The following is a 22511-nucleotide window of genomic DNA, read 5'->3' as shown; positions in this document are numbered from 1 at the left end:
TCTACGCTGCGATCGTGCCAATGGCGGAAAGGAACAGCTGCAAACCATCCACAGATGGACCAGTGAGCTTTTCCACGGCATGCTCTGGGTGGGGCATCAATCCCACTACGCGGCCTGTCTCATTGGTAATACCAGCAATCCCATTTACCGAGCCGTTGAAATTATCCGTGTAGCGGAATACCACACGGCCTTCCCCCTCAAGCATGTCCACAGTCTCTTGAGAAGCCTGGAAGCGTCCCTCACCATGTTTGGCAGGAACCAGGATCTTCTGTCCAGCCTCTAGAGTGTTAGTCCACGCGGTGCGGTTATTGTCCACAACCAAATGGGTGTCCACGCAATGGAAATGGAGACCCTGGTTACGCGTCAGCGCACCAGGGAGTAGTTTTGCCTCAGTAAGGATCTGGAATCCATTGCAAATCCCCAGTACGGGCATACCCTTGTTAGCGGCATCCACGACGGAACGCATCACAGGAGCCAAGGCAGAAATCGCACCAGTGCGCAGGTAATCACCGTAGGAAAAACCTCCGGGAACAACCACAGCGTCTACTCCATGCAAATCCGCATCGGCATGCCACAGACTTACAACATCTGCACCGGCGATACGAGCAGCACGTGTCGCATCGACATCGTCGAGAGTGCCGGGGAACGTAATTACGCCAATCTTCGCAGTCATCTAGGCACCTTCAATGATTACGTCGAAGTCCTCAATGACCGTGTTAGCCAGTAAAGTCTCCGCCACTTTTTCCAGGTCTTCACGAGAAACCGAACCATCAGTCTCAATCTCAAAGCGCTTGCCCTGCCGGACGTCAGCAACACCCGTAACCCCTATGCGTCCCAGCGCACGAACAACGGCCTGACCTTGCGGGTCCAGAATTTCTGCCTTTGGCATCACGTTTACAACTACACGGGCCACGTTGACTTCAGCTCCCTTATCCAGAGGTTAGTATGCGAACCGATTCCCCAATAAAAGTGGAACCGACAGCACTCAGCTTACCTAGATATCATTGCAAAAAACTAGCCACAAACCCACAACAAACCACTGGTTATATCCAGAAAAGATCCAGTTATCTCCGCAGGTTATAGCGCAATTTTTAATATCACTGCCGCTCCAAAGGTTGAACTGGTATTACTCAGACCTCTCCGACCAGATTCAATCCCCCACCCCAGATGCCACATGCTTATGACCTGTCAAGCACCTTCACGGTGTTCGCCCCATCTCCACAACGCTCATAAACTACAAAACCGCAGCTCATGGGGATAATAGGAAATACAGAACAGTTTGCCAGCAAACTCCAACACTCTACCCCCACGCAGGCAAAATAGCAGCCCCTACAGAAAAAATAGGCAGGTCAAGCCCCATTTGCAGAGCTTTCCCAGCGCTCACAGAATTTTTTCAGCTAACAGCATAACCGCAGTTCAAAGGCAACATTATGGATACTTTTACGCTATTGCGCGTCTGATTAATCCGTGCGAAACTTCATTACATCAACAGCACACAAGCTGTTGGGAGACCCAAACAGTCACCGGCGAAAGGAGAGAGCAATTGGCAGCTAACTCTCGGGTAGCAGCTCAATACAGCGGTACATGGTAACGAACATGTAGCACAGACGAGAGGCACACCCGAGGACCAGAGACTCAAGGAAGAGCGTTACTTGTTGAGGAACTAGCTAACGCACCGAATTCCAAAAGTCACGGGTAGGTCGATGCATAGGGATTTCCCACCTCCTGGGAAGCGTTGAGGGGCGCGACTCAGAGCAGGCATTATGCAGAGATAGACCGACTGGTCCTACAGCCGAATCCATTTCGGTTTAACTTTCTGAGGCATCTTTCCTTTTGAGATTGAGGGATACCGGTCACCGCGCACACGGTGACCGGTTCTTTTTGGCCTATGCAGACCTCCTCACGCTAAAGCACCAAGTTGTCTTCCAAGCACTCGATGATCTTCAAATCATCCGGCTCCATATTCGGAGCGAACCGCCCCACGACCTTTCCTTCAGTCGAGACCACAAACTTTTCAAAGTTCCACTCGATATCGGGGCCATCTCCTTTTAAGAATTGGTACAGCGGATGTGTGTTCTCCCCGTTAACGTCTGCCTTTTCAAGAATCGGGAAAGTCACGCCATATTCCCGCTTGCAGAACTCTGCTATCTGTTTATTGGTTCCAGGCTCTTCCTCAGCAAACTGGTTGCATGGCATCGCAATCACAAAAAATCCGCGTGGCGCATAATCCCGATACAACTCCTCCAGGGCTTCATATTGAGGAGTCAGACCACACCGAGATGCGGTATTCACGATCATGAGGCAATGCCCTGCCCAATCATTCATGGTTGTCTCGGTGGCGTCATTAAGCGTCACCGGAATATCAAAGAAGTTTGTCATTTAAGCACTCCCGTCGCTTGGTTGATAAGCCATGCGTATTCAAACGCCGTCTGCTTCCATTTTTCATATCGCCCTGAAACTCCGCCATGGCCGGCTGCCATCTCGGTTTTGAGCAAAAAGTCACCGCTCTGTGCCGTGGCCCGTAACCGAGCAATCCACTTCGCAGGCTCTACATACAGAACACGGGTGTCATTGAGCGAGGTCACAGCCAGAATATTGGGATAAGGTTTGGGTTCCACGTTCTCATAGGGCGCATACGAGGCCATATAGTCATACACCTCTTTGTTATGCAGCGGATCTCCCCATTCATCCCATTCCGTAACCGTAAGCGGCAACTCCGGCATAAGCATAGAAGTCAGCGGATCTACAAAGGGAACCACTGCCTCAATCGCTTTGAATCGGTCGCCTGCAAGGTTGGCAATTGCACCCATCAGCATTCCACCGGCAGATCCCCCCTCAGCCACCATCTGATCTGGTGCAGTCACGCCTTGGCCGATAAGAAAATCCGCTACTGCGATGAAATCCGTAAACGTATTCTTTTTGCACAGAATCTTGCCGTTGTCATACCACCCTCGGCCCATCTCGCCGCCGCCTCGAACATGCGCGACGGCAAAGATCATCCCACGGTCCATGAGGGATAGACGCGCAATGGAAAATTCTGGGTCTATAGACATTTCATAGGAACCATAGCCGTATAGCAGTGTCGGATTGGGAGTGGTCATATCCAGGTCCGCGCGGTGTACCAAGGAGACTGGAATCTGGGTGCCATCCTCTGCTGTGGCCCACAATCTGGTTGCCACATAATCATCACGGTTATAGCCCCCAACGACCTCTTGTTGCTTAAGCAAGCGTTTAGAACCGTCCGCTACCGTATAGTCAAACACCTGGCTTGGGGTGGTAAAAGAGGTGTACCCAACACGTAGCACCGGCGCATCCCACTCGGGATTTCCAGACACCCCTACGGTGTATAATTCCTCATCAAACTGGAGCTCTTTAAAAGTCCCAAATCCCTGCTCAGTGAGCTGCATTATTGCTGCACGGCCGATAGCCCCTGCGCGGTACCCCACCACGATCTGGTCCCGATAAGTATCTACGCCATCAATCCGCACATCTTCACGATGCGGCATGAGCGTAGTCAACTCGGATAGTTCAAGAGGTTCCGTCGCAGGTGCCCAACCTATTTCAAAATTCGGTCCCGTAGCGTTATGCGTGATTATCCATACGTCTTCACCTGCAATAACGCCATGGTCTACGTCATATTCCACCCCCGGCTCCCTAGGGATAACGCAGCGGAAATCTCCCTCTGGGTTTTCCATGTCCAGGACCCATACTTCAGACGTCACCTTGGACGCCGACGCAATCATCAAGTATTTCTCTGAGCGCGTCGCACCGATGCCGGTATTAAAACGCTCATCTTCCTCGTGGAAAACGCGAACATCTTCGCTCGGATCGGTGCCGATTTTATGCCGCCACACGGAGTCAGGACGCCATGCATCGTCGACGCGCTGATAGAACAGATAGTCTTCCCCAGCCCATGTCGCGCCATAAAAGAGGCCCTCTAGGACGTCGTCTAGCAGCTCCCCTGTCTCCAGGTCTTTAATTCTGAGCGTAAAACGCTCATCCCCCGTTGTGTCTACAGAAAATGCCAGGTAACGGCCCGAGGTTGTGATCGATGAAGCGCCTAAGGAGAAAAACTCGTGGCCTTCCGCCAACTCGTTCAAATCAAGAATGATTTGTTCTTGAGCAACCGGTTCCCCTTCCGGTATCACCGGTGGTACCCATGCGTCTTGTCCCTCAACAACCGGGATACGGCAGGAATACCCGTAGCTCTTGCCCTCCTCTGAACGCCCGTAATACCAAAACTTGCCGGACCGCTGTGGTACAGACATGTCGGTCTCTTTTACCCGCGACTTTATCTCTTGATAAATATTGTCTTGCAGCTGAGACAACTGGGCAGTCTCTTGATCGGTGAAGGCATTCTCTGCCTCCAAGTATGCAATGGTCTCAGAGGATTCTTTATCCCTTAGCCACTCGTATTCATCAACAAACGTGATGCCATGCGTCGTTCTGGTATGTGGATGGATCGGGGCTACCGGTGGTTGGATGCGCGTTGTTTCAGACATGGTCTAAATCGTAGTAGAAACCGCTAACAAGCCTCTTTTTAAGTTTTCGCCTCTTGACTCGCCTCTTGACGCCGCTCCCCCATCCTGCGTACAAACAATCGCGTATAAATATGAATTTATTGCCATGACACTGCATTTTTCCCAAAAGTGAAGCCTGCCACGTGTGGCTTTATTCTCTTGATTTTTTAGAAAGTTCGACTATTGTAAGTCCGGTCTTACTGAGAAAAGTGAAAGGTAACGTCATGCACAACTTCACCGAGGTACTTAGCCAGCTCTCTTCTATTAAAGGTCTTAACCTGCTTACAGAAATGGTCAGCTTTGTCAGCAAGATCATTAGCGTGATGGAGAAGATCAACAAGCTCGGCTCATAAAACTCAAAAAGGCGCTGTACCGATATCAAGTACAGCGCCTTTTTTAGTTTTTAAACGCAGCTTCCAATCCAATCACTGAACTTTTTCCCAGTGATACTCTCAAATGCCTCTACATAGCGTTCCCGCGTTGCTTCCACAACAGATCCGGGGAGAGACGGCGGAGGGCTAAGAGAATCAGTGGACCAACCAGATTTGGGCCCAGTGAGCCAATTGCGCACATACTGTTTGTCAAAGCTCGGTTGCGCCTTGCCTTCCTCATAGCCGTCAGCTGGCCAGTAACGAGAGGAATCTGGGGTGAGGGCTTCGTCGGCAAGCACTAAATTGCCGTCTTCGTCGAGTCCAAACTCAAACTTTGTGTCCGCCAGGATAATTCCTCGGGACTCTGCAATTGCTGCTGCCTCTGAATAAATTTTCAGGGTCACTGCGCGCAGCTCGTTAGCTCGTGCCTCGCCTAGCTTATCGACGACCGCGTCAAACGACACGTTCTCATCATGATCGCCAAAATCCGCTTTAGTGGCGGGAGTAAAGATTGGGCTGGGCAATTTGGATGCCTCCACCAGGCCTTCAGGCAGTTCAATGCCACATACCTTGCCGGTCTGTTGATATTCCTTAAGACCAGAGCCAGTAAGGTAGCCGCGTGCTACGCACTCAAAGGGAAGCATTTTCAGCTTTTTACACACCAACGCGCGCCCCAGAACCTCTTCTGGAATCGCAGGATCATCAATAGAACCGGCAAGGTGATTAGGAAAATCAATGTGGTCAAAGAAGTACATGCTCATCGCAGTGAGCACTCTGCCTTTATCGGGGATCTCCGGGTCCAAGATGTGATCGTATGCGGAGATGCGGTCAGAGACCACCATGAGCAGGCGTTCATCGTCGATCTCATAGATCTCGCGCACTTTGCCTGCGGACACGTGAGTGTACTGGGAGAGTTCAGGACGCATAACGTAGCAGTCTAGCCCTCACATCTCATGCAAGTCATATCTTATCTGCTCTTATAGGGCTAACGTTATGAGCAAACCTGCTAAGTAAAACTAAGCGCTTCCATTTACGCTGTTCACGACCCTGCCCTAAGAGGCGGGGTCGTGACGATCACACATTACAGTGACCAAAGCTACAACATTTTCTACAGTGGTGGACCGCTCTTAACGCTAAAGAATCTCGCCAGGAGTGTATGAGGCAGCGTTGGGATAACGATTAGTCAGGTCTTCAACCCGGTTGAGCACTCGAGAAACCTGTGATTCCGCAGCGCCGATAAAGGCATGGCGATCTTCAAGGGCCTCGTCCAGCTGCTCCTGCGTCATCGGTAGTCTTTCGTCCGCCGCCAGCCGCTGAATCAGGTCTTGGCCGCCACCGTTTTCCCGCATATTCAACGCCACCGCAACGGCGTTTTCCTTGATTACCTCGTGAGCCGTTTCGCGTCCGACGCCGGCCCGGACCGCTGCCATCAAGATACGCGTGGTAGCAAGGAACGGGAGATAGCGCTCAAGTTCTCGGTCAATCATCGCAGGGAACGCGCCAAACTCATCAAGAACAGTTAAGAAGGTCTCATACATTCCGTCGAGAGCGAAAAACGCATCTGGTAGCGCAACACGACGGATCACAGAGCAGAATACGTCTCCTTCATTCCACTGTTGACCAGCAAGATCTGCAAGCATGGTGAGATATCCGCGCAGGATAACTTGGAGTCCGCCCACTCGCTCACACGAGCGTGCATTCATCTTATGCGGCATCGCGGAAGAACCTACTTGCCCTTCCTTGAACCCCTCAGTCACCGTCTCATTACCAGCCATGAGCCGGATGGTGGTTGCTAGGCTCGAAGGACCCGCCCCCAGCTGAACCAGAGCCGATACTGCGTCAAAGTCTAGGGACCGTGGATACACCTGCCCAACGGAATCAAAGACCCTAGAAATACCAAGGTGGTCGGCGACCTGTGTCTCCAAAGAGGAAAGCTTCTTTTGGTCTCCGCCCATCAAATCCAGCATGTCTTGTGCAGTACCCATCGGACCTTTAATACCTCTGAGAGGGTACCGATCAATGAGTTCCTCAACGCGGTCAATGGCTACCAAGATTTCCTCAGCCGCAGAGGCAAAACGCTTGCCCAAAGTGGTAGCTTGAGCCGCCACGTTATGGGAACGTCCGGCCATAACCAGGGATTGATACTGTGCCGCATGGTGCGCTACTCGAGCAACAACTGCCACGGATTTGTTGCGTATCAGCTCCAACGAACGGTATATCTGCAACTGCTCTACGTTTTCAGTGAGATCACGTGAAGTCATGCCTTTGTGAATATGCTCGAACCCTGCAAGAGCGTTAAACTCCTCGATTCGAGCTTTTACATCATGCCGGGTGACCTTCTCCCGGTCTGCAATGCTCTCAAGATCAACCTGATCTATAACCCGCTCATAGGCAGCAATAGCTTCCGAAGGGATCTCAACCCCCAAGGCTTTTTGCGCCTTCATCACAGCGATCCAGAGCTGACGCTCCAGCAGAATTTTGGCCTCAGGGCTCCACAACTCAGTGAGTTCGGCGGAAGCGTATCGGTTGGAAAGGACATTGGTGATCTTCTTCTTATCTGCCACGTCGCTCATTATCGCATGCGAACCACCACTTGTCCCCCTAGTCGGTCATCCCAAACCTTTCTAGCTCATCCGGGTGACCAGCCGCCAAAACCAAATCCCCTGCTTGCAGAATCATCTCGGGTTTTGCAGGTCTAAACATGCCGTTGCTCGGCCGGACGGCAATGATCTGTACTCGGTCAACCTCGCACACTCTCTTACCCAGAATTGAGACAGGTGGCGCCACTTTCACAATGGCATAATCGCGATCAAACTCTGCGTATTCCTGCACCCGACCATTCATCAAATGTGCTACCCGTCGACCGGTATCTTGCTCGGGGCGAATAATGTGGTGCACCCCGATTTGGCTCAGGATCTTGGCATGAGAGTTATTCAGGGCCTTCGCCCAAATACTTGGCACGTCCAGATCGATCACGGTAGAGGCCGTGAGCAACGACGCACCCATGTCCGAGCCAATACCGATGACAACCCGAGAGGCCTCATCTACAGAGAGCTGGCGCAGCGCCTCCTCATTGGTGGTATCCGCCACAGCGGCATAGGTGAGAACTTTAGCGGCTGCGTTAACCACGGTCTCAGAAGAGTCAACTCCTAAAACCTCAACTCCAGAATGCACCAGCTCTTCACCCAGGGCCATTCCAAATCGGCCTAATCCAAGGATCACCACAGGGGCTTTAGAACGAGAACGAAAACTAACCAATGATCGGCCTTTCTACTGGATAGGAGTACAAACGCTTATTACTACGAGCGGCAAGAGCAGCCACAAAAGAGACCGGACCAACGCGTCCTGCATACATCAAAAGAACCAGAAGTAGCTTGCCAATGCTAGGCAAATCCGGCGTAATCCCCGTGCTCAAACCTACTGTGGCAAAAGCACTAACTACTTCGAAGGAAAGATCCAAAAAATCAAATTCTGGGGCTATAAGCAGCATGATCATGAGGGACACAGAGACCAAGAGAGCTGCCAACATGGTCACGGCCAAAGCCTGGCGTACTGTACGCGTGGGGATTCTGCGACCACGAATCAAGATGTTGTCATCACCCCGAATCTCCGCCACCATGACGGTGAGTAGGACCGCCACCGTAGTGATCTTGATGCCGCCAGCTGTACCCCCAGAACCGCCGCCAATAAACATAAGAAAGTCAGTGAGCAACAGGCTGGAGGGATGCATCTCCCCTATGTTGATCGAATTAAATCCGGCAGTTCTGCTGGTTACTGATTGGAAAAATGAGGCAAGGAGCTTTGTTGGCATATTCAATTCAGACAGCACTCCTCGCCACTCAAATGCAGCAATACCCACAGTTCCTATGAATAACAGGATAAGGGTCCCGCTGATCGTGAACACCGCGGTCAAAGAAAAACGTCGTTCTGCGATCCCCGCCGCCCTATGCTCATGTCTACGGTGCAGCTCCAAAAGAAGAGGGAATCCTAAGCCCCCGAGAATGATAGCTCCGGAAATTGGGAGGATAATCCCGAAATCCCCCACGTATGCCACGAGATTGTCTGATCGCAACCCAAAACCGGCATTATTAAAGGCGGAAACAGAGTGGAAGATCCCTTCCCATAAACTTGCCGGCCAAGAATAGCCCAACCCCTTAAAGCGTAAGGTCAACACCAACGCCACGGCAGATTCCACTACAACGGTAAAGGCAAGGGTGGCCACGAGTAGCCCCTTGACCTCGCCTAATTCTCTCCCGCGCCCCTCGGCAGCAGCATTGAGCCTCTCCCGAACGCCAATCCGGCCGACCAGCACCCACGCGGCAAAAGACGTTAAGGTCATGATTCCCAAACCACCGAGTTGGATCAAAAGAAGAATCACTAATTGACCAAAATGCGACCAATAAGTAGCAGTGTCTACAACGGTCAGCCCGGTCAAACACACCGCCGAGGTGGCGGTAAACAAAGCCGTGATGACGTCCGCATGTGCATCTCCCTCTCTAGATATGGGGAGGAGAAGGATAAGCGTTCCAATGATAACGAGCGTTGCAAAACTACCGGCGACAAGCCGAGCAGGGGTTTTACGCATGAGGCGAAACGTTACTCCTGCCACGGCTTGAAGAGCAAAAACTCAACGTCGTTTTAGTTAAATCGTGATCTTTCCTTCCACCGCAGGAAGTGCGATGTCAGACCTATAATGGGAGCCGGCCAGCGTAATGTTGTTTAAAACACTATAGGCCTTATCACGTGCCTCTATAAGCGAAGCCCCTGTTCCTATCACGTTTAGAACACGTCCACCCGCTGCAACGAGCTTTCCATCAGCGTCACGTGCCGTGCCTGCATGCAACACTGCGGGATCTTCTGCACCAACAATCTCCCCGCCCTTGCGTGGGTTCTGCGGATACCCTTCAGCAGCCAGAACCACTGTTAACGCATACCCGTCTTCCCACTCCAACGGCGGCAACTCAGCTAGTTTTTCAGTGGCTACCGCATGTAACGCACCAGCCAGGGGAGTTTTAAGCAGAGCCAAGACCGCTTGAGTTTCTGGATCGCCAAAGCGGCAATTGAACTCCACCACTGCGGGGCCATCTTCGCCCCAGGCTATGCCTGCATAAAGCAACCCGGAATATGCACAGCCGCGAGCAACCATCTCACGAGCGACGGGTACACAGACCTCATCCACTATTCGCTGAACGCCGTCTTCCGGCAGCCACGGCAACGGCGTGTACGCTCCCATACCGCCGGTATTCGGCCCCTCATCGTTATCATGCGCGCGTTTGTGATCCTGTGCCGGAAGCAAAGGCACAACCGTCTCTCCATCGACGAGACAAAAAAGTGAGACTTCAGGGCCATCAAGGAAGCTCTCCAGGAGCACTGGATTCCCGGCAGCCAGAACGGCATCGACATGAGCACGCGCCTGAGCCCGGTCTTTAGTCACCACAACGCCTTTGCCGCCAGCTAGGCCGTCATCTTTTACCACATAATGAGGCCCAAAATTATCCAGGGCGGCTTCCCGCTCAGCGTCTGAGGCTCCCGGCACGATCTGCTCCGCGCGAGCTGTCTTTACACCAGCTTTGGCCATCACGTCCTTGGCAAAGGCCTTGGATCCTTCAATCTGCGCAGCATCCTTATTGGGGCCAAAAACTGCAAAACCATGCGAGCGCAAAGTATCGGCGACCCCCGCAACCAGAGGAATTTCAGGTCCTACAACCACAAGATCCGCATGTGTTTCCTGCGCGATCTTCAGCATCGCATCTGGATCATCTACCTGTGTTGCCTCCGCGTGGACGGTAGCGATCGACTCCATACCAACGTTTCCTGGTGCCACATGGATTTCGGTGACCGCAGGATCCTTGGACAAGCCGAGTGCAAGGGCGTGCTCACGGGCGCCCGAACCGATAACAAGAATGTGCATGATCCAAATCATACCGGCGGTGGTGCGTATAGTCCGACTATCCTCAAAAACATGAGCAGCGTATTTACAAAGATTATTTCAGGTGATTTGCCCGGTCGTTTTGTCTACCGCGATAAAGAAGTGGTCGCTTTTCTAACTATCGAGCCTTTAGCGTATGGCCACGTACTGGTGGTACCGGTGGCAGAGGTAGATAAATGGACCGATCTGGAGCCCGCCACATGGGTCAAGCTCAATGAGGTAGCACAAAAAATCGGTCAAGCAGTCATCGAAGTATTTAATGCGCCACGTGCGGGCTACGTGATCGCAGGTTTCGACGTCCCCCATACCCATATTCATGTTTTCCCGGCAACAAAGATGTCCGATTACGATTTCTCTCAGGCAATCCCCATGGACAAAACTGATGCGACTCAGATGGATGCTGCTGCAGAAAAGTTAAGAAAGGCCCTGGGGACTGATGAGAAGGGTTTAGTGAAATAACCCCATGGCGTTATTAAGGTGGGTGCCCACGAGAGGCCGGCTACCAGCCTCTCCACGTTTCACTGAAGACTCCCCTATCCCCGTGTTATTTGTACACGGAACGCTAGGATCCCCGGGGAACTTTGAGAGGCCGGCTCAACGGCTAGTGGAACAAGGACGCCCATTTTTTGCACCGGCATATGGGCAGCACGGAACAGCAAGCCTTGATTCCTCCTTGCAAGAACTACTGGTATATGTAGACGCACTCATTAGCCGGGGAGTACGCCAAGTAGATATCGTCGGGCATTCAGCCGGGGGACTTTTGGCCCTACGGCTTGCCCATGCGCGTCCCGGTTTTGTGAGGAAGTTAGTGGGTTTAGGGGCGGCCTTCCACGGAGTTCCTAAAAATTTGCGATTTAAGCCCGTGGTCAAATGGATTGGTGGGCAAGCGCTTTTGCAACTCACCCAAAAGATTCCAGCTGAGCTTCCCAAAGACGTGGAATTGATTTCGGTATTTTCCACTTCGGATTTTGTAGTGCCAGCACAATCGAGCAAGTTAGGTGAACTGGTAGAAATTCACGGAGTCCGCCATGAGGACTTACCACGACAAGCTGACATTGTCCTCGATGCACTAGGAACTTAGGGTTATCAATCTTCTAGTCGGGGAAGCGTCAGATGGAAGGTGGTCCCGGCGCCGAGAGTGCTACTTACACTTATGTTTCCATTGTGAGCGGCTACCAGCGACTTCACGATAGCCAATCCGAGGCCGCTGCCTCCTGTAGAACGAGCACGCGACGTATCTGCTCGATAGAAACGCTCAAAAATGTGCTCAGCGTCTTTTTCGGACATTCCCACGCCGTCATCGATAATATCGATGGCAATATTGCTGCTGGTGGGATCGTCGTAAAGCTTAATCTGCACCTTTGCGTCTTCGCCGCCGTGCTTCAAAGCATTAGTGGTGAGGTTAGTCAGCACTTGGTGTAAACGAGCGGCATCGCCCACAGTTATAGGCACCTCAGCGCATTCAGAGCGCACCTCGATGCTGCGATTGGGGTATGCGGCCTGCAACGAGGAGACAACTGACAAGGAGACCTCTAAAAGATCAACTGGCGCAGTCTCATGCCGTGCCCCTTCAGCGCGAGTCAGCGCAAGGAGATCCTCCACCAACAGGCTCATGCGGGAGGCCTCTCCCTCAATTTTGTCGATTACCAAATCCGCGTCTTTTGTTGCTCCAGAGCGGTACAACTCCGAGTAACCGCGAACCGACGTCAACGGCGTCCGCAGCTCATGGGAGGCATCCCCGACGAATCTACGCATCTGCGCTTCTTTATCCTGCAGCTCTACGATAAGAGACTGCAGTCTGGAGATCATCGAGTTCAATGAGCTAGATAGCGCGCCGACCTCAGTGTTCTCTGAAGCTTCCGGCACTCGCCTGTCCAGGTCGCCTTGAGCGATTGCTTTGGCCGTGCATTCGACCTCATGCAAAGGACGCAGTGCCCTACGAATCAAGAAAAACGCAATGAGAGCCATGAGGAGCAGCACTGCAATTTCAATGATGACCTGTCCCACGGCAAGCCGCCGCAGCATGTTGGCCTCTTGGGTGATATCCTTCGCCACAACCATGGTCACGCCGTTACGAGTCTCAGCAGTTACTCGCCACATGGCGTCTTTGCGGCTCTGTGGACTAGAACCCACAGTGTGAGGGCCCTGGCCTGCGTAAACCTTACTCAGATCCGGTTCAGAAACGTCCTCGTTGTATACGTTTGTTGTTCCGTCCTGGTAGATCTTGACCACGTAAAATTCTGTCGGCGGCCGAGCGCTAGTGGCTCCAGGGTTAGTTTTGAAAAGCGAGTCCTGCTTGGCCCACCCATTGAGCCCCAGTTCTAGCTCCTTGTCAATGCGAGAATACGTGAGTTCTCGCATTGTTCGGTTAACGGCAACGGCACTGCCGATCAACCCCACGGCGGAGACTGCAACCACGATTACTAACAGTCCAAAGCGCAATGGCAACCCAGATAAAAAGTGTATGTCGCAGACTCTCGCGACCAAGTTTTTACCCGTTTTTCGGGCCCCTCGGTATCCCCAGCGCTGTTTTCCGCTGTAGACAGGGGTACCGCGTACCACCGCGGTGGAATATGGGTTCTGGGTGCTCATCTACTACTTTCTGCTTTGATTTTCGCGGTACTGCGACTATTACGTATTCCGAGGCTTACGCAGTACGTATCCCACGCCACGCACAGTTTGAATCAGTTGAGGATCATGGGTATCTATCTTGCGGCGCAAATAAGAAATGTAGGACTCGACAACGTTTCCGTCACCGCCGAAGTCGTAATGCCACACATGGTCCAAAATCTTTGCTTTAGACATCACTACCTCGGCGTTAAGCATTAAACAACGCAGCAGGTTGAACTCAGTAGGCGAGAGATCTACAACTTTTCCGGCTTTTGTTACCTCGTGGGTGTCGTCGTTAAGCGTAAGATCGGCGTACACCAACGTGGAGTCATCCTCTACCATCTCCACGCTGCTGCCGCGACGTAAAATAACTCGCAGCCGAGTAATCACTTCTTCCAGGGAGAAGGGCTTGGTCACATAGTCGTCGGCGCCAATGGTCAATCCATGAATCCGGTGCTCCACAGCGTCTTTTGCCGTCAGGTAGAGAACGGGACCGTCAAGGCCTTCCGCCCGAAGTTTGGGCAAAAGCTCATAGCCATCCATGCCTGGCATCATGACATCAAGAATGAATGCATCAGGCTTAAATTCTTTTGCTATTTCCAGTGCTTCCACGCCGGAATTGGCGGTGGCGACATCAAATCCTTGGAATTTTAAACTGACATTCAAAAGCTCAACGATGTTCGGCTCATCATCGACGACCAGTATTCGCTTGGTTTTCTCGTTCACGCCTTCCATTTTTACCTGCCCCGATCTCTTAGTAAAGACGCAGCCTCACGGCTAGTTGTTTTCAAGTCAACAACACAGCTCTGCTTTTCTTCTGAAGCGTAGCTGGTAACTACCTGTGAATGAGTGAGCACTCATGCAAGAAGAGACGAAACTGTAATGACCGTTCGGTACAGTTACAAGCTATGAAATCTCAACAACGCTGGCCCTTTCTAGGCGTCATATCATTGGGACTCTTCATGATCGGTGCAGATAATTCCATTCTCTATACCGCCCTACCAGTATTAAGAAGTCAACTGCATACCACAGAGGTTGAGGGGCTCTGGATTATTAACTCCTATTCCCTGGTTCTTGCTGGCCTCCTCCTAGGGACAGGCACCCTAGGAGATAAGATCGGTCACCGGCGAATGTTTGAGATTGGCATCTCCATCTTTGGATTAGCCTCCTTAGCATGCTCTTTCGCGCACACCCCGCTTGCTCTTATCGCTGCGCGCGCAGCTCTGGGCGTAGGAGCAGCTACGATGATGCCCGCCACACTAGCCCTGCTGCGCATCACGTTCCCTAGCGTTAGAGAGCGCAACATAGCGATCGGCATCTGGGGCTCCGTCGCCACGCTAGGGGCAGCTCTCGGCCCCGTCATCGGAGGATTTCTTATCCAGCATTACTACTGGGGTTCTGTTTTCCTCATCAATATTTCCAGTAACAATCATCGCATTCATAGGCACTTTATTTATCGCACCACCAAATGCGGCAGATCCTTCCCGCCACTGGGATTTCATTTCTTCTTTCTGGGCAATGGTGTCCATGATGGGATTAGTTTTAGCGATCAAGGAAGTTGCGCATAGAGACCTTCCAGTACTTATCGGAGCCCTGGCGGCTATTGCCCTCGGCGCCCTGTTGTTTAATCAACGCCAACGCACACTCGCCGACCCACTTCTCACCTTTGACGTATTTAGAAATCGAGTTTTTACGGCCGGAGTCTTAGCTGCGGTGCTGGCGATGTTCATTCTCGCCGGCACAGAGCTTATGACCACACAGCGCTTTCAGTTAGCTGAAGGCTTTACCCCTTTTCAAGCAGGGCTACTTACAGGCGCAGTCGCTTTAGCCGCTTTTCCCAGCTCTATCCTGGGAGGAGCATTTTTACACGCAATTGGATTCCTTCCGCTCATTTCCGGCGGTTTTCTCCTGATGACGCTTGGCACATCTATTGCAGTTGGCTCCGCACGCGCCGATACCTTCCCTCTCTTTATAATCGGGCTCCTCCTCATAGGGTTCGGCGCAGGTTTAACCATGTCCGTCTCCTCGACGGCGATCATCGGCTCAGCCCCCACGCGGCGCTCCGGTATGGCTTCCGCAATGGAAGAGGTCTCTTATGAGGTTGGAACGCTACTCTCCGTGGCAATAGTGGGATCGCTGTTTTCATTCTTCTACACGCGTTCCGCGCCCAAAGCCATCGGCCAGAATTTTGAGCAGGGACTCTCTCACCCCACGCTTGCCGACGCCGCCCGCAACGCCATAGACACCTCCTATCTATCCTCCCTGATCATCATCGCCGTGATCGCCGGCGCCGCATGCGCCACCACCGCCTATCTATTGCGAGATAACCCCAAGGAGACTCAATTTGCGCACGAATAAAAAAGATTCCTTGCTGGCTATTGCCCTAAGCATCGTGGAGTCGGACGGCCTTGCAGCCCTCACTTATGATTCTCTTTCCATCGCCAGCGGCATATCCAAGTCCGGACTGATCTATCATTTCCCCTCAAGACACCAGCTTCTTCTGGATCTCAATACCGCCGCGGCCCAGACCTGGACACAAGCATTAGAAGCAGCAGCAGGAGGCCCCGCATCCGAGGTACCTCTCAGACAAAGAATGCACGCGTTACTAGAAGTGGAATCTCACAGCGCCACCCGCGCAGACCTTTTATTAAGCATTGATGCAAACCTCCACGAGGACATACGAAGCATATGGGAGAAAGCTTTGGCCCCCTGGGTTGTGTCTCACAATCCTCACGCGCTCCTCGTGCAGCTTATTGCGGATGGTCTTTGGGTATATGACCACGTCAATGCCCGACCGCTCACCCCAAAACAACGGCAAGCAGCTGTGGATGCGGCTCAATTATTGTTACGAAAACTGCCTAATGAAATAACTCAGTAATTTCTCTGTGCGTTTAACTTCACGACTCACCTAAATTACTCTAAGATAAATCTCATGTTTTGGCGGCCCGCCGCCCTGGATTCTGTAGAAACCCGCTTAGAAAGCTTCAATCGACATGACCTTGTCCCGTTCTCTTGGCGTTGCTGCCCTCTGCACAGCGCTCGTCGTAACGCAGAGCCCTGCGCACGCATCTGCTTCTTCCGCGCCGGCTTCTAGCTCGGCAAGTTCCATCGTGGCATCGATTACCGCCGCCCTTGCTAATTCGCCCGGCTCCAGCGATGCCAACATCAACAAGGCCGCCCACGTGGCTCAGTCGATCGGCTTCCCGGGGTGGCGTTTGCCCTCAGGTGTAGGCAGCTCCGATTCTGAGTATCCACTGCCCACCAACCCAAATATCACCGAGTCCAAGGTGCTGAGCCGTACGGTCGACCCTACGATTCCTAACTTGGAGCGCTGGGTGGTAGCTTCTCCCGCGATGAAGCGAAACGTCGAGGTTGTTGTCCGCCTCCCCAAAGACACCTCAACGCCTTCCCCCGCGCTTTATCTCCTCGACGGAATTGGCGGCATGCGCAACCCCGGGTGGATCCGCGAAGGAGGGCTACAACCCGCGCTTGGCGATCAGAACGTAACTGTGGTTATGCCTACTCAGGCGCTTTCCTCCCTCTACTCCGATTGGGTAGCAGACGATCCGGCCCTTGGGCACTTAAAGTGGGAAACCTTTATTACAAAGGAGCTGACAAAGCTCATCGAAGACCCGGCGCAAAAGCTTAATTTCAATGGTAAACGCGCCATCGGCGGTCTTTCCATGGGCGCAATCGGAGCTGTCAACATTGCTAACCAGAATCCAGATATGTTCAAGGGTGTATTCGGTATCTCGGGATGCTATGCCACGCAAGAACCGGTAGGACGAATCACCACAAAGCTCATTGTGGAGTCCCGCGGCGGCAATGTGCAGAACATGTGGGGTCCGGATGGCTCTGAGCTATGGAAGCGTCACGACGTCCCCTCAAATCCCGAGGGACTGCGAAACATGGCGGTGTATCTTTCTAGCGCCGACGGTGGAGTTCTCCCCTCCGACATCGAGCGTGCTGCCGGCCGACCCTTCTATGAGCTTCCGGCAGGCGTAGCCCTAGAGCAAGGGACTCTGCACTGCACTAAGCTTCTCGACTCCGCTATGCGCGCCCGTGGGATGAATCACCAAGTAGTTGATTTGGTCAAAGGTGGCGTCCACGATTGGCCGCTCTTTAACCGTCAGCTGCGCCCCGCCTGGGACGCCATCAAAGGTGCTCTTTACTAATTTTTCTTGCAAGAAACTATGGGGTGCCGTGGGTTGCTAAGATAAACGGGCTCTAGAACCGACCTATCTCAAGGAGCTCTGCTCGTGACCTCAGTGACCCACCCCGTGGATGCACTCCCCTCGTCTCCTAAACTCATCGCGCTGGGCATCCAGCATGTTTTAGCTTTTTATGCTGGCGCGGTGATTGTGCCACTGCTCATTGCGGGTTCCCTCCACCTTAACGCGGCCACCACCATTCACCTTATTAACGCCGACCTTCTCACCTGTGGTTTAGCAACGCTGATCCAATCAGTCGGCGTAGGGAAATACGTAGGCGTACGCCTACCCATCATCCAGGGAGTCACAACAACCGCGGTGGCTCCCATTATTGCGATTGGCCTCAGCGTTTCCGATGGACAGGGCGGCGTTGAATCTCTCCCCACGGTGTACGGCGCAGTCATCGTAGCGGGACTTTTTACATTTTTTGCCACACCGATCTTCGCGCGCTTTCTTAAATTCTTTCCCCCGGTAGTCACCGGTTCTGTTTTGCTGGTGATGGGTACCTCCCTCCTCGCGGTGTCTGCAAATGACTTTATTAACTACGCCGAGGCCACGCCTTCCAGCCGTGATCTGTGGTATGCCCTTGGCACCCTTGTAGTAATTATTTTGGCTCAGCGGTTTTTCCGCGGTTTCCTAGGCACTCTCGCTGTACTCATAGGCTTGGTCAGCGGTACTCTCGTAGCGCTTTTCCTAGGACACGCGGATCTCTCTGAGGTCTCCAAAGCAGCAGGCATCGGGATCACAACGCCCTTCTACTTTGGAACACCCGTTTTTAACGCTAGCGCTTGCTTCTCCATGATCATCGTCATGATTATCACCATGGTGGAGACCACCGGCGATGTGTTTGCCACCGGCGAGATTGTGAAAAAACGCATTCGACGCGACGATATTCAACGCGCTCTCCGCGCAGACGGACTATCCACTTTCCTCGGCGGTGTAATGAACTCCTTCCCTTACACCTGCTTTGCCCAAAACGTGGGACTCGTTCGTATCACTGGGGTGAAATCCCGCTGGGTCGCGGCTTCCGCTGCCGGTTTTATGATCATTCTCGGTCTCCTACCCAAGGCCGGGGCAGTCGTAGCATCTATCCCCTCACCAGTATTGGGAGCAGCATCGCTAGCGTTGTTTGCCAACGTAGCGTGGGTAGGCCTACAGACCATCGCAAAAACCGATCTCACGGATAACCGCAACGCCGCTATCGTGACTACGGCCCTGGGACTAGCCATGCTGGTTACTTTCAAGCCTTCCGTCGCAGAAGCCTTCCCCGAATGGGCCCGCATCTTCGTCTCCTCCGGCATGTCCATCGGAGCTATTGCTGCAATCCTCCTCAACATCTTGTTCTTCCACGTGGGCAAACAAACCGGTTCTGACGTGGCCCGAGACGCCAGCGGTGAGGGTGTGTCTCTAGATGAAATCAATGCCATGAGCCGTGAAGATTTTGTCACCGCGTTGCGCCCGCTGTTTAACCAGGAGACCTGGCCGCTGGAGGAAGCATGGGAATCACGTCCCTTTGCAGACGTCAGCGAACTGCGCGCGGCTATCCAGGTGGGAGTACTCACGGCTTCTGGGGAGCGTCGAGAAGCTTTGATCCACGATTATCCCGACACTTCTGACATATTATTAGCCACCGATGCAGAGGCCCCAGCATTAGCGCCGAGCGCGGTTCTCTAGGCTTTGATGACCTCGATGACGTGGAAACTGCACAGCTTCTAGAAGTCAGCGCTGCTTATCGCGAGCGTTTTAACATGCCATTCGTCTACTGCCTGGGAACCAATGACAGCATTCGAAGCATCGTCGACACCGCGATACGCCGTCTAGCTAACTCCGACGAGCAGGAGCATAGAGTAGCGCTCTCCGAAATCATCGAGATCGCTAACAACCGTTTTGATATCCTTCTCGCCGATGCCAACCCCGTCCGGTCTGCTTGGGACCGAAAATTCACCGAGGTGGAATAGCTCATCCCAGCAAAGGGTGCCAGTCCCACACCGGTGTCTTCTCAAACGCCAATAAAGGAGTTTGTCCACCGCGCAGCCTGGCACCCACCAAGGCAACTATTTGCCCTGCTACTTGGTCGAGGCATTCGAAGATGCACCATGCAGAGTAGCGAACCAAGGTATAGCCTCGACGCACGGCCTCATTGCCTTTCCATCGGTCATAGACAAAAGCATGACGGTTTCCGTGGTAGGTGTATCCGTCTACCTCAACTATGACCTTGCTCTTTGTATGCACGCCGTCCCATCGATAAGCGCCGATCTTCAGATTTTGTTCAAACGGATAGCCCATAGAGCGGAGTTTTCTGAACAAACGAATCTCTGCGGGGCTTTCTGCTCCTACAGCGGCAAGCTCGATTACTCTATGGGCATGCTTACTCAGCCGGGTCCTAGAAATATCGCGGATTAAACGTGCTGATCCGCTCTTCCCCCAATATGTTTTCTCAATAAAATCGACGCATTCCGCAATAGGCATAGCCTCCGCATTATTGAGAACATTAAGCGGCGACGCTACGCGGACCCCTTGCCTGAGCTCTGACGCTACAGACCTCACATGTTTGATGCGGATTACATCATTTGAGCAGGCAGATCTGCTCTTTATAATTACGGCCTCCACCGGAGTCTCGATTTCTGCAGACATATGCACCTGCATCGCCGTGCGCCCGCTAAAAATAAGCCCGGGTCGAGATCTTTGCAATGCCTTAAGCAGAAGAATTCCCTCTGGTTTTTCTTCAGTGTAAATTCCGCGCTCTACGCGGTAGAGGGCCCCATGTTTTATTTTGGTTGCGATTGCGCTGCGGGAAAGACCTAATTGATGCAGCTCTTGGGTAGTAAAAATGCGGTTGCCCATGTGTCCTTAGACGTCAGGGCTTAGCGATCGGTTCCCTAGTGTGTGGAAGGTAGGGGGAAACCTGCATTAAGTAGGGGGAAACCTGCATTTCCATAGACAAAGAGGCCCAAAAGTGTGCTTTTACCGCCCAATGTCTATGGAAATGCAGGCTCCAGGCCCCTCAGGGGCGCACCGGCTCAGGGCGCGCGGATTCAGGCCTCCCAGGGGCGCGCAGGCGCAGCCTAGCAGGCTCAGGGACGCGGAATGTTCCGCAAATTAGATCGCGCCATATCTACCATGTGGCCTACCCCACCACCCAGGACCGTGCGGGTGGCAGCCTTAGAGAACCCCATAAGCATCTCCATAGTGATATTGGGTGGAATGGAGAGGGCATTCGGGTCGGTGGTGACGTCTATAAGCACAGGTCCAGGCTGTGCAAAAGCAGCTTCAAGCTGTTCCCTTGCGGTCTTCGGATCTGTAATCGAGACATGAGCCAGACCCGCTGCCGCTGCAAGCGCCGCAAAATCAACGTGCTCATGGTCTGTCTCGTACTCAGGTATTCCTTCCACCAGCATCTCAAGCTTGACCATGCCCAAGGAGGAGTTGTTAAAAACAACGATCTTAATGGGAAGACGATGCAGCTTGACCGTGAGTAATTCGCCCATGAGCATGCTGAGTCCGCCGTCGCCGGAGAAGCAAACAACCTGCCTATCTCGATCACTCGATTGCGCACCGATTGCATGAGGCAGAGCATTAGCCATGGTTCCATGGCGGAAGGACCCAAGCATCTCGCGCTTGCCATTGGGAGTTACGTAACGAGCAGCCCATACGTTGCACATCCCTGTGTCGATGGAGAAGATAGCGTTGTCATCGGCTATCTCATCGATAATGTTGGCTATGTACTCGGGATGAATAGGCGTGTGCTTTTCCACATTGGAGGTGTACGCCTCGATGATCTCAGTGAGCTTTCGATGGTGCAGGTCAAGCATCCGATCAAGGAACTTGCGGTCAGTTTTTTCTTCTACATGCGGCAAAATATTCTCAATTGTCGCAGCCACATCGCCTACTACCGGATAGGTTATCCGGGTGCGCTTACCAATATGGGAAGCATCGATGTCTATTTGCGCAACATTCTTCTTGGGGAGAAATTCGCTATACGGGAAGTCCGTCCCAAGCAGGATAAAAAGGTCGGCTTCATAAGAAGCATCATGGCAGGCGCCGTATCCGAGCAGTCCGGACATCCCCACGTCATAGGGGTTGTCATACTGGATATACATCTTCCCGCCGAGCGCATGTCCCACGGGAGCCTTGATTTTTTCAGCTAAAGCAAGCACCTGTGCACGAGCATTTCGGGCTCCTGACCCACAGAAAAGTGTGACGGTAGAGGCCTCATTAATCGCCCGCACCAGGTCTGCCGCTTCCGCAGGATCCGGATAGAGAATCGGACGTCCCTTAGCTATAACCGATCTGGCAAAGCTATCATCCTCCACGCGTTGCATGGTGACGTCACCAGGAATCACCAAGACGGATACTCCCTTACCCGCCATTGTCGATTGGATGGCATGATGCAAAATCGCTTGCCCTTGATCAGCCGAGTTGGCCATTTCGCAGTAGCCTGAGCACTCTGCGAACAGCGCTTCCGGGTGAGTCTCCTGGAAAAAATGGGAACCAATTTGTTTGGAGGGAATGTGAGAGGCAAGCGCTAGGACTTTTGCGCCATTCCGGTGAGAGTCGTAAAGCCCCTGTATAAGGTGGGTATTTCCGGGACCACAAGATGCCGCACAAACGGCCAGTTCACCGGTAATCAGCGACTCCGCCCCGGCGGCAAATGCTGCCGCCTCCTCATTGCGCACATGCACCCACTCTATGTTGGACTTTCGCACGGCGTTAACAATGGGATTAAGGCTATCGCCGACCAATCCAAAGATGCGTTTTACGCCTTGGGCTTCCAGGGTCTCCACAATTTGTTCTGCAAAAGACTTCGCCATAATCGCCCTCCATAAAATTGATGATTTTTTCATTGTGCTTCATGGTTGCGTCTACCGCC

Annotated in this window: 18 protein-coding genes and 2 pseudogenes; 7 read left to right on the top strand and 13 right to left on the bottom strand. The window is 52.8% G+C overall.

The genetic code is table 11. From position 1 onward, the window contains the following. Position 1: 1 nt before the first annotated feature. The 4 genes from purQ to CpATCC19410_RS04450 form a co-directional block, all read right to left on the bottom strand. Positions 2-673 carry a phosphoribosylformylglycinamidine synthase subunit PurQ gene (purQ, locus tag CpATCC19410_RS04465; protein ID WP_013242582.1) on the bottom strand — a complete coding sequence of 224 codons (672 nt, stop codon included), beginning with the start codon at positions 671-673 and terminating at the stop codon, positions 2-4. Continuing rightward, positions 674-913 (bottom strand): phosphoribosylformylglycinamidine synthase subunit PurS, encoded by a 240-nt coding sequence (purS, locus tag CpATCC19410_RS04460; RefSeq protein WP_013242583.1) that lies wholly within the window; start codon positions 911-913, stop codon positions 674-676. A gap of 992 nt (positions 914-1905) precedes the next feature. Further along, positions 1906-2379, bottom strand: coding sequence for a glutathione peroxidase (locus CpATCC19410_RS04455; protein ID WP_014401365.1), 474 nt, complete (start codon positions 2377-2379; stop codon positions 1906-1908). Beyond that, on the bottom strand, positions 2376-4502 hold the full coding sequence (locus tag CpATCC19410_RS04450) for a S9 family peptidase (RefSeq protein ID WP_013242585.1): 2127 nt from the start codon (positions 4500-4502) through the stop codon (positions 2376-2378). Before CpATCC19410_RS04450 ends, CpATCC19410_RS04455 begins: the two co-directional genes overlap by 4 nt. A gap of 242 nt (positions 4503-4744) precedes the next feature. On the opposite strand from CpATCC19410_RS04450, the gene CpATCC19410_RS10970 reads away from it, so the two are divergent. Further along, positions 4745-4873 (top strand): hypothetical protein, encoded by a 129-nt coding sequence (locus CpATCC19410_RS10970; RefSeq protein ID WP_014300936.1) that lies wholly within the window; start codon positions 4745-4747, stop codon positions 4871-4873. Between the two features lie 50 nt (positions 4874-4923). Here CpATCC19410_RS10970 and CpATCC19410_RS04440 read toward each other — a convergent pair whose 3' ends face one another. From CpATCC19410_RS04440 to purD, 5 genes are all read right to left on the bottom strand, one after another. Then, a complete protein-coding gene (locus CpATCC19410_RS04440; RefSeq protein WP_013242587.1) occupies positions 4924-5817 on the bottom strand; it encodes a phosphoribosylaminoimidazolesuccinocarboxamide synthase in 894 nt (297 codons plus the stop codon). Between the two features lie 207 nt (positions 5818-6024). After that, entirely contained in the window at positions 6025-7464 is a 1440-nt protein-coding gene (gene purB / locus CpATCC19410_RS04435; protein WP_014367581.1) for an adenylosuccinate lyase, read from the bottom strand. A 28-nt stretch (positions 7465-7492) separates the two neighbouring features. Further along, entirely contained in the window at positions 7493-8149 is a 657-nt protein-coding gene (locus CpATCC19410_RS04430; RefSeq protein WP_013242589.1) for a potassium channel family protein, read from the bottom strand. Then, the gene (locus CpATCC19410_RS04425; protein WP_013242590.1) at positions 8142-9476 is read right to left on the bottom strand and encodes a TrkH family potassium uptake protein; all 1335 of its coding nucleotides are present in this window, start codon (positions 9474-9476) and stop codon (positions 8142-8144) included. The genes CpATCC19410_RS04430 and CpATCC19410_RS04425 overlap by 8 nt, the downstream gene beginning before the upstream one ends. Before the next feature lie 57 nt (positions 9477-9533). Continuing rightward, entirely contained in the window at positions 9534-10802 is a 1269-nt protein-coding gene (purD, locus tag CpATCC19410_RS04420) for a phosphoribosylamine--glycine ligase (RefSeq protein WP_014401366.1), read from the bottom strand. 51 nt (positions 10803-10853) lie between these two features. On the opposite strand from purD, the gene CpATCC19410_RS04415 reads away from it, so the two are divergent. Together CpATCC19410_RS04415 and CpATCC19410_RS04410 are read left to right on the top strand one after the other, a co-directional pair. Then, on the top strand, positions 10854-11279 hold the full coding sequence (locus CpATCC19410_RS04415; protein WP_014300938.1) for an HIT family protein: 426 nt from the start codon (positions 10854-10856) through the stop codon (positions 11277-11279). 4 nt (positions 11280-11283) lie between these two features. Continuing rightward, entirely contained in the window at positions 11284-11901 is a 618-nt protein-coding gene (locus CpATCC19410_RS04410; protein WP_014300939.1) for an esterase/lipase family protein, read from the top strand. A 5-nt stretch (positions 11902-11906) separates the two neighbouring features. Here the strand turns inward: CpATCC19410_RS04410 and CpATCC19410_RS04405 are convergent, their stop codons facing one another. Both CpATCC19410_RS04405 and CpATCC19410_RS04400 read right to left on the bottom strand, forming a co-directional pair. Continuing rightward, complete coding sequence (locus tag CpATCC19410_RS04405; RefSeq protein WP_013242594.1) at positions 11907-13412, bottom strand: sensor histidine kinase; 1506 nt, start codon at positions 13410-13412, stop codon at positions 11907-11909. Positions 13413-13451: 39 nt separating this feature from the next. Next, positions 13452-14165: a response regulator transcription factor gene (locus CpATCC19410_RS04400; protein WP_013242595.1), complete on the bottom strand. Its 714-nt coding sequence runs from the start codon at positions 14163-14165 to the stop codon at positions 13452-13454. 173 nt (positions 14166-14338) lie between these two features. On the opposite strand from CpATCC19410_RS04400, the pseudogene CpATCC19410_RS04395 reads away from it, so the two are divergent. The 4 genes and pseudogenes from CpATCC19410_RS04395 to CpATCC19410_RS04380 all read left to right on the top strand — a co-directional run bounded on the left by CpATCC19410_RS04395 (position 14339) and on the right by CpATCC19410_RS04380 (position 19599). Next, positions 14339-15788, top strand: a pseudogene (locus CpATCC19410_RS04395) (MFS transporter). Continuing rightward, entirely contained in the window at positions 15775-16308 is a 534-nt protein-coding gene (locus tag CpATCC19410_RS04390) for a TetR/AcrR family transcriptional regulator (RefSeq protein ID WP_013242598.1), read from the top strand. Before CpATCC19410_RS04395 ends, CpATCC19410_RS04390 begins: the two are co-directional and overlap by 14 nt. A gap of 115 nt (positions 16309-16423) precedes the next feature. Further along, positions 16424-17605, top strand: a complete 1182-nt coding sequence (locus CpATCC19410_RS04385; protein ID WP_013242599.1) for an alpha/beta hydrolase — start codon at positions 16424-16426, stop codon at positions 17603-17605. A gap of 84 nt (positions 17606-17689) precedes the next feature. Beyond that, positions 17690-19599: pseudogene (locus CpATCC19410_RS04380) on the top strand (solute carrier family 23 protein). Between the two features lies 1 nt (position 19600). On the opposite strand, the gene CpATCC19410_RS04375 reads toward CpATCC19410_RS04380, so the two are convergent. Continuing rightward, entirely contained in the window at positions 19601-20485 is an 885-nt protein-coding gene (locus CpATCC19410_RS04375) for a type IV toxin-antitoxin system AbiEi family antitoxin domain-containing protein (RefSeq protein ID WP_013242601.1), read from the bottom strand. Between the two features lie 230 nt (positions 20486-20715). Further along, positions 20716-22452: a pyruvate dehydrogenase gene (locus tag CpATCC19410_RS04370; protein ID WP_014401370.1), complete on the bottom strand. Its 1737-nt coding sequence runs from the start codon at positions 22450-22452 to the stop codon at positions 20716-20718. Positions 22453-22511: the final 59 nt, after the last annotated feature.

The sequence above is a fragment of the Corynebacterium pseudotuberculosis genome (assembly GCF_002155265.1).
Classification (GTDB): Bacteria; Actinomycetota; Actinomycetes; order Mycobacteriales; family Mycobacteriaceae; genus Corynebacterium; species Corynebacterium pseudotuberculosis.
This window is presented reverse-complemented; position numbering and strand designations above follow the sequence as displayed.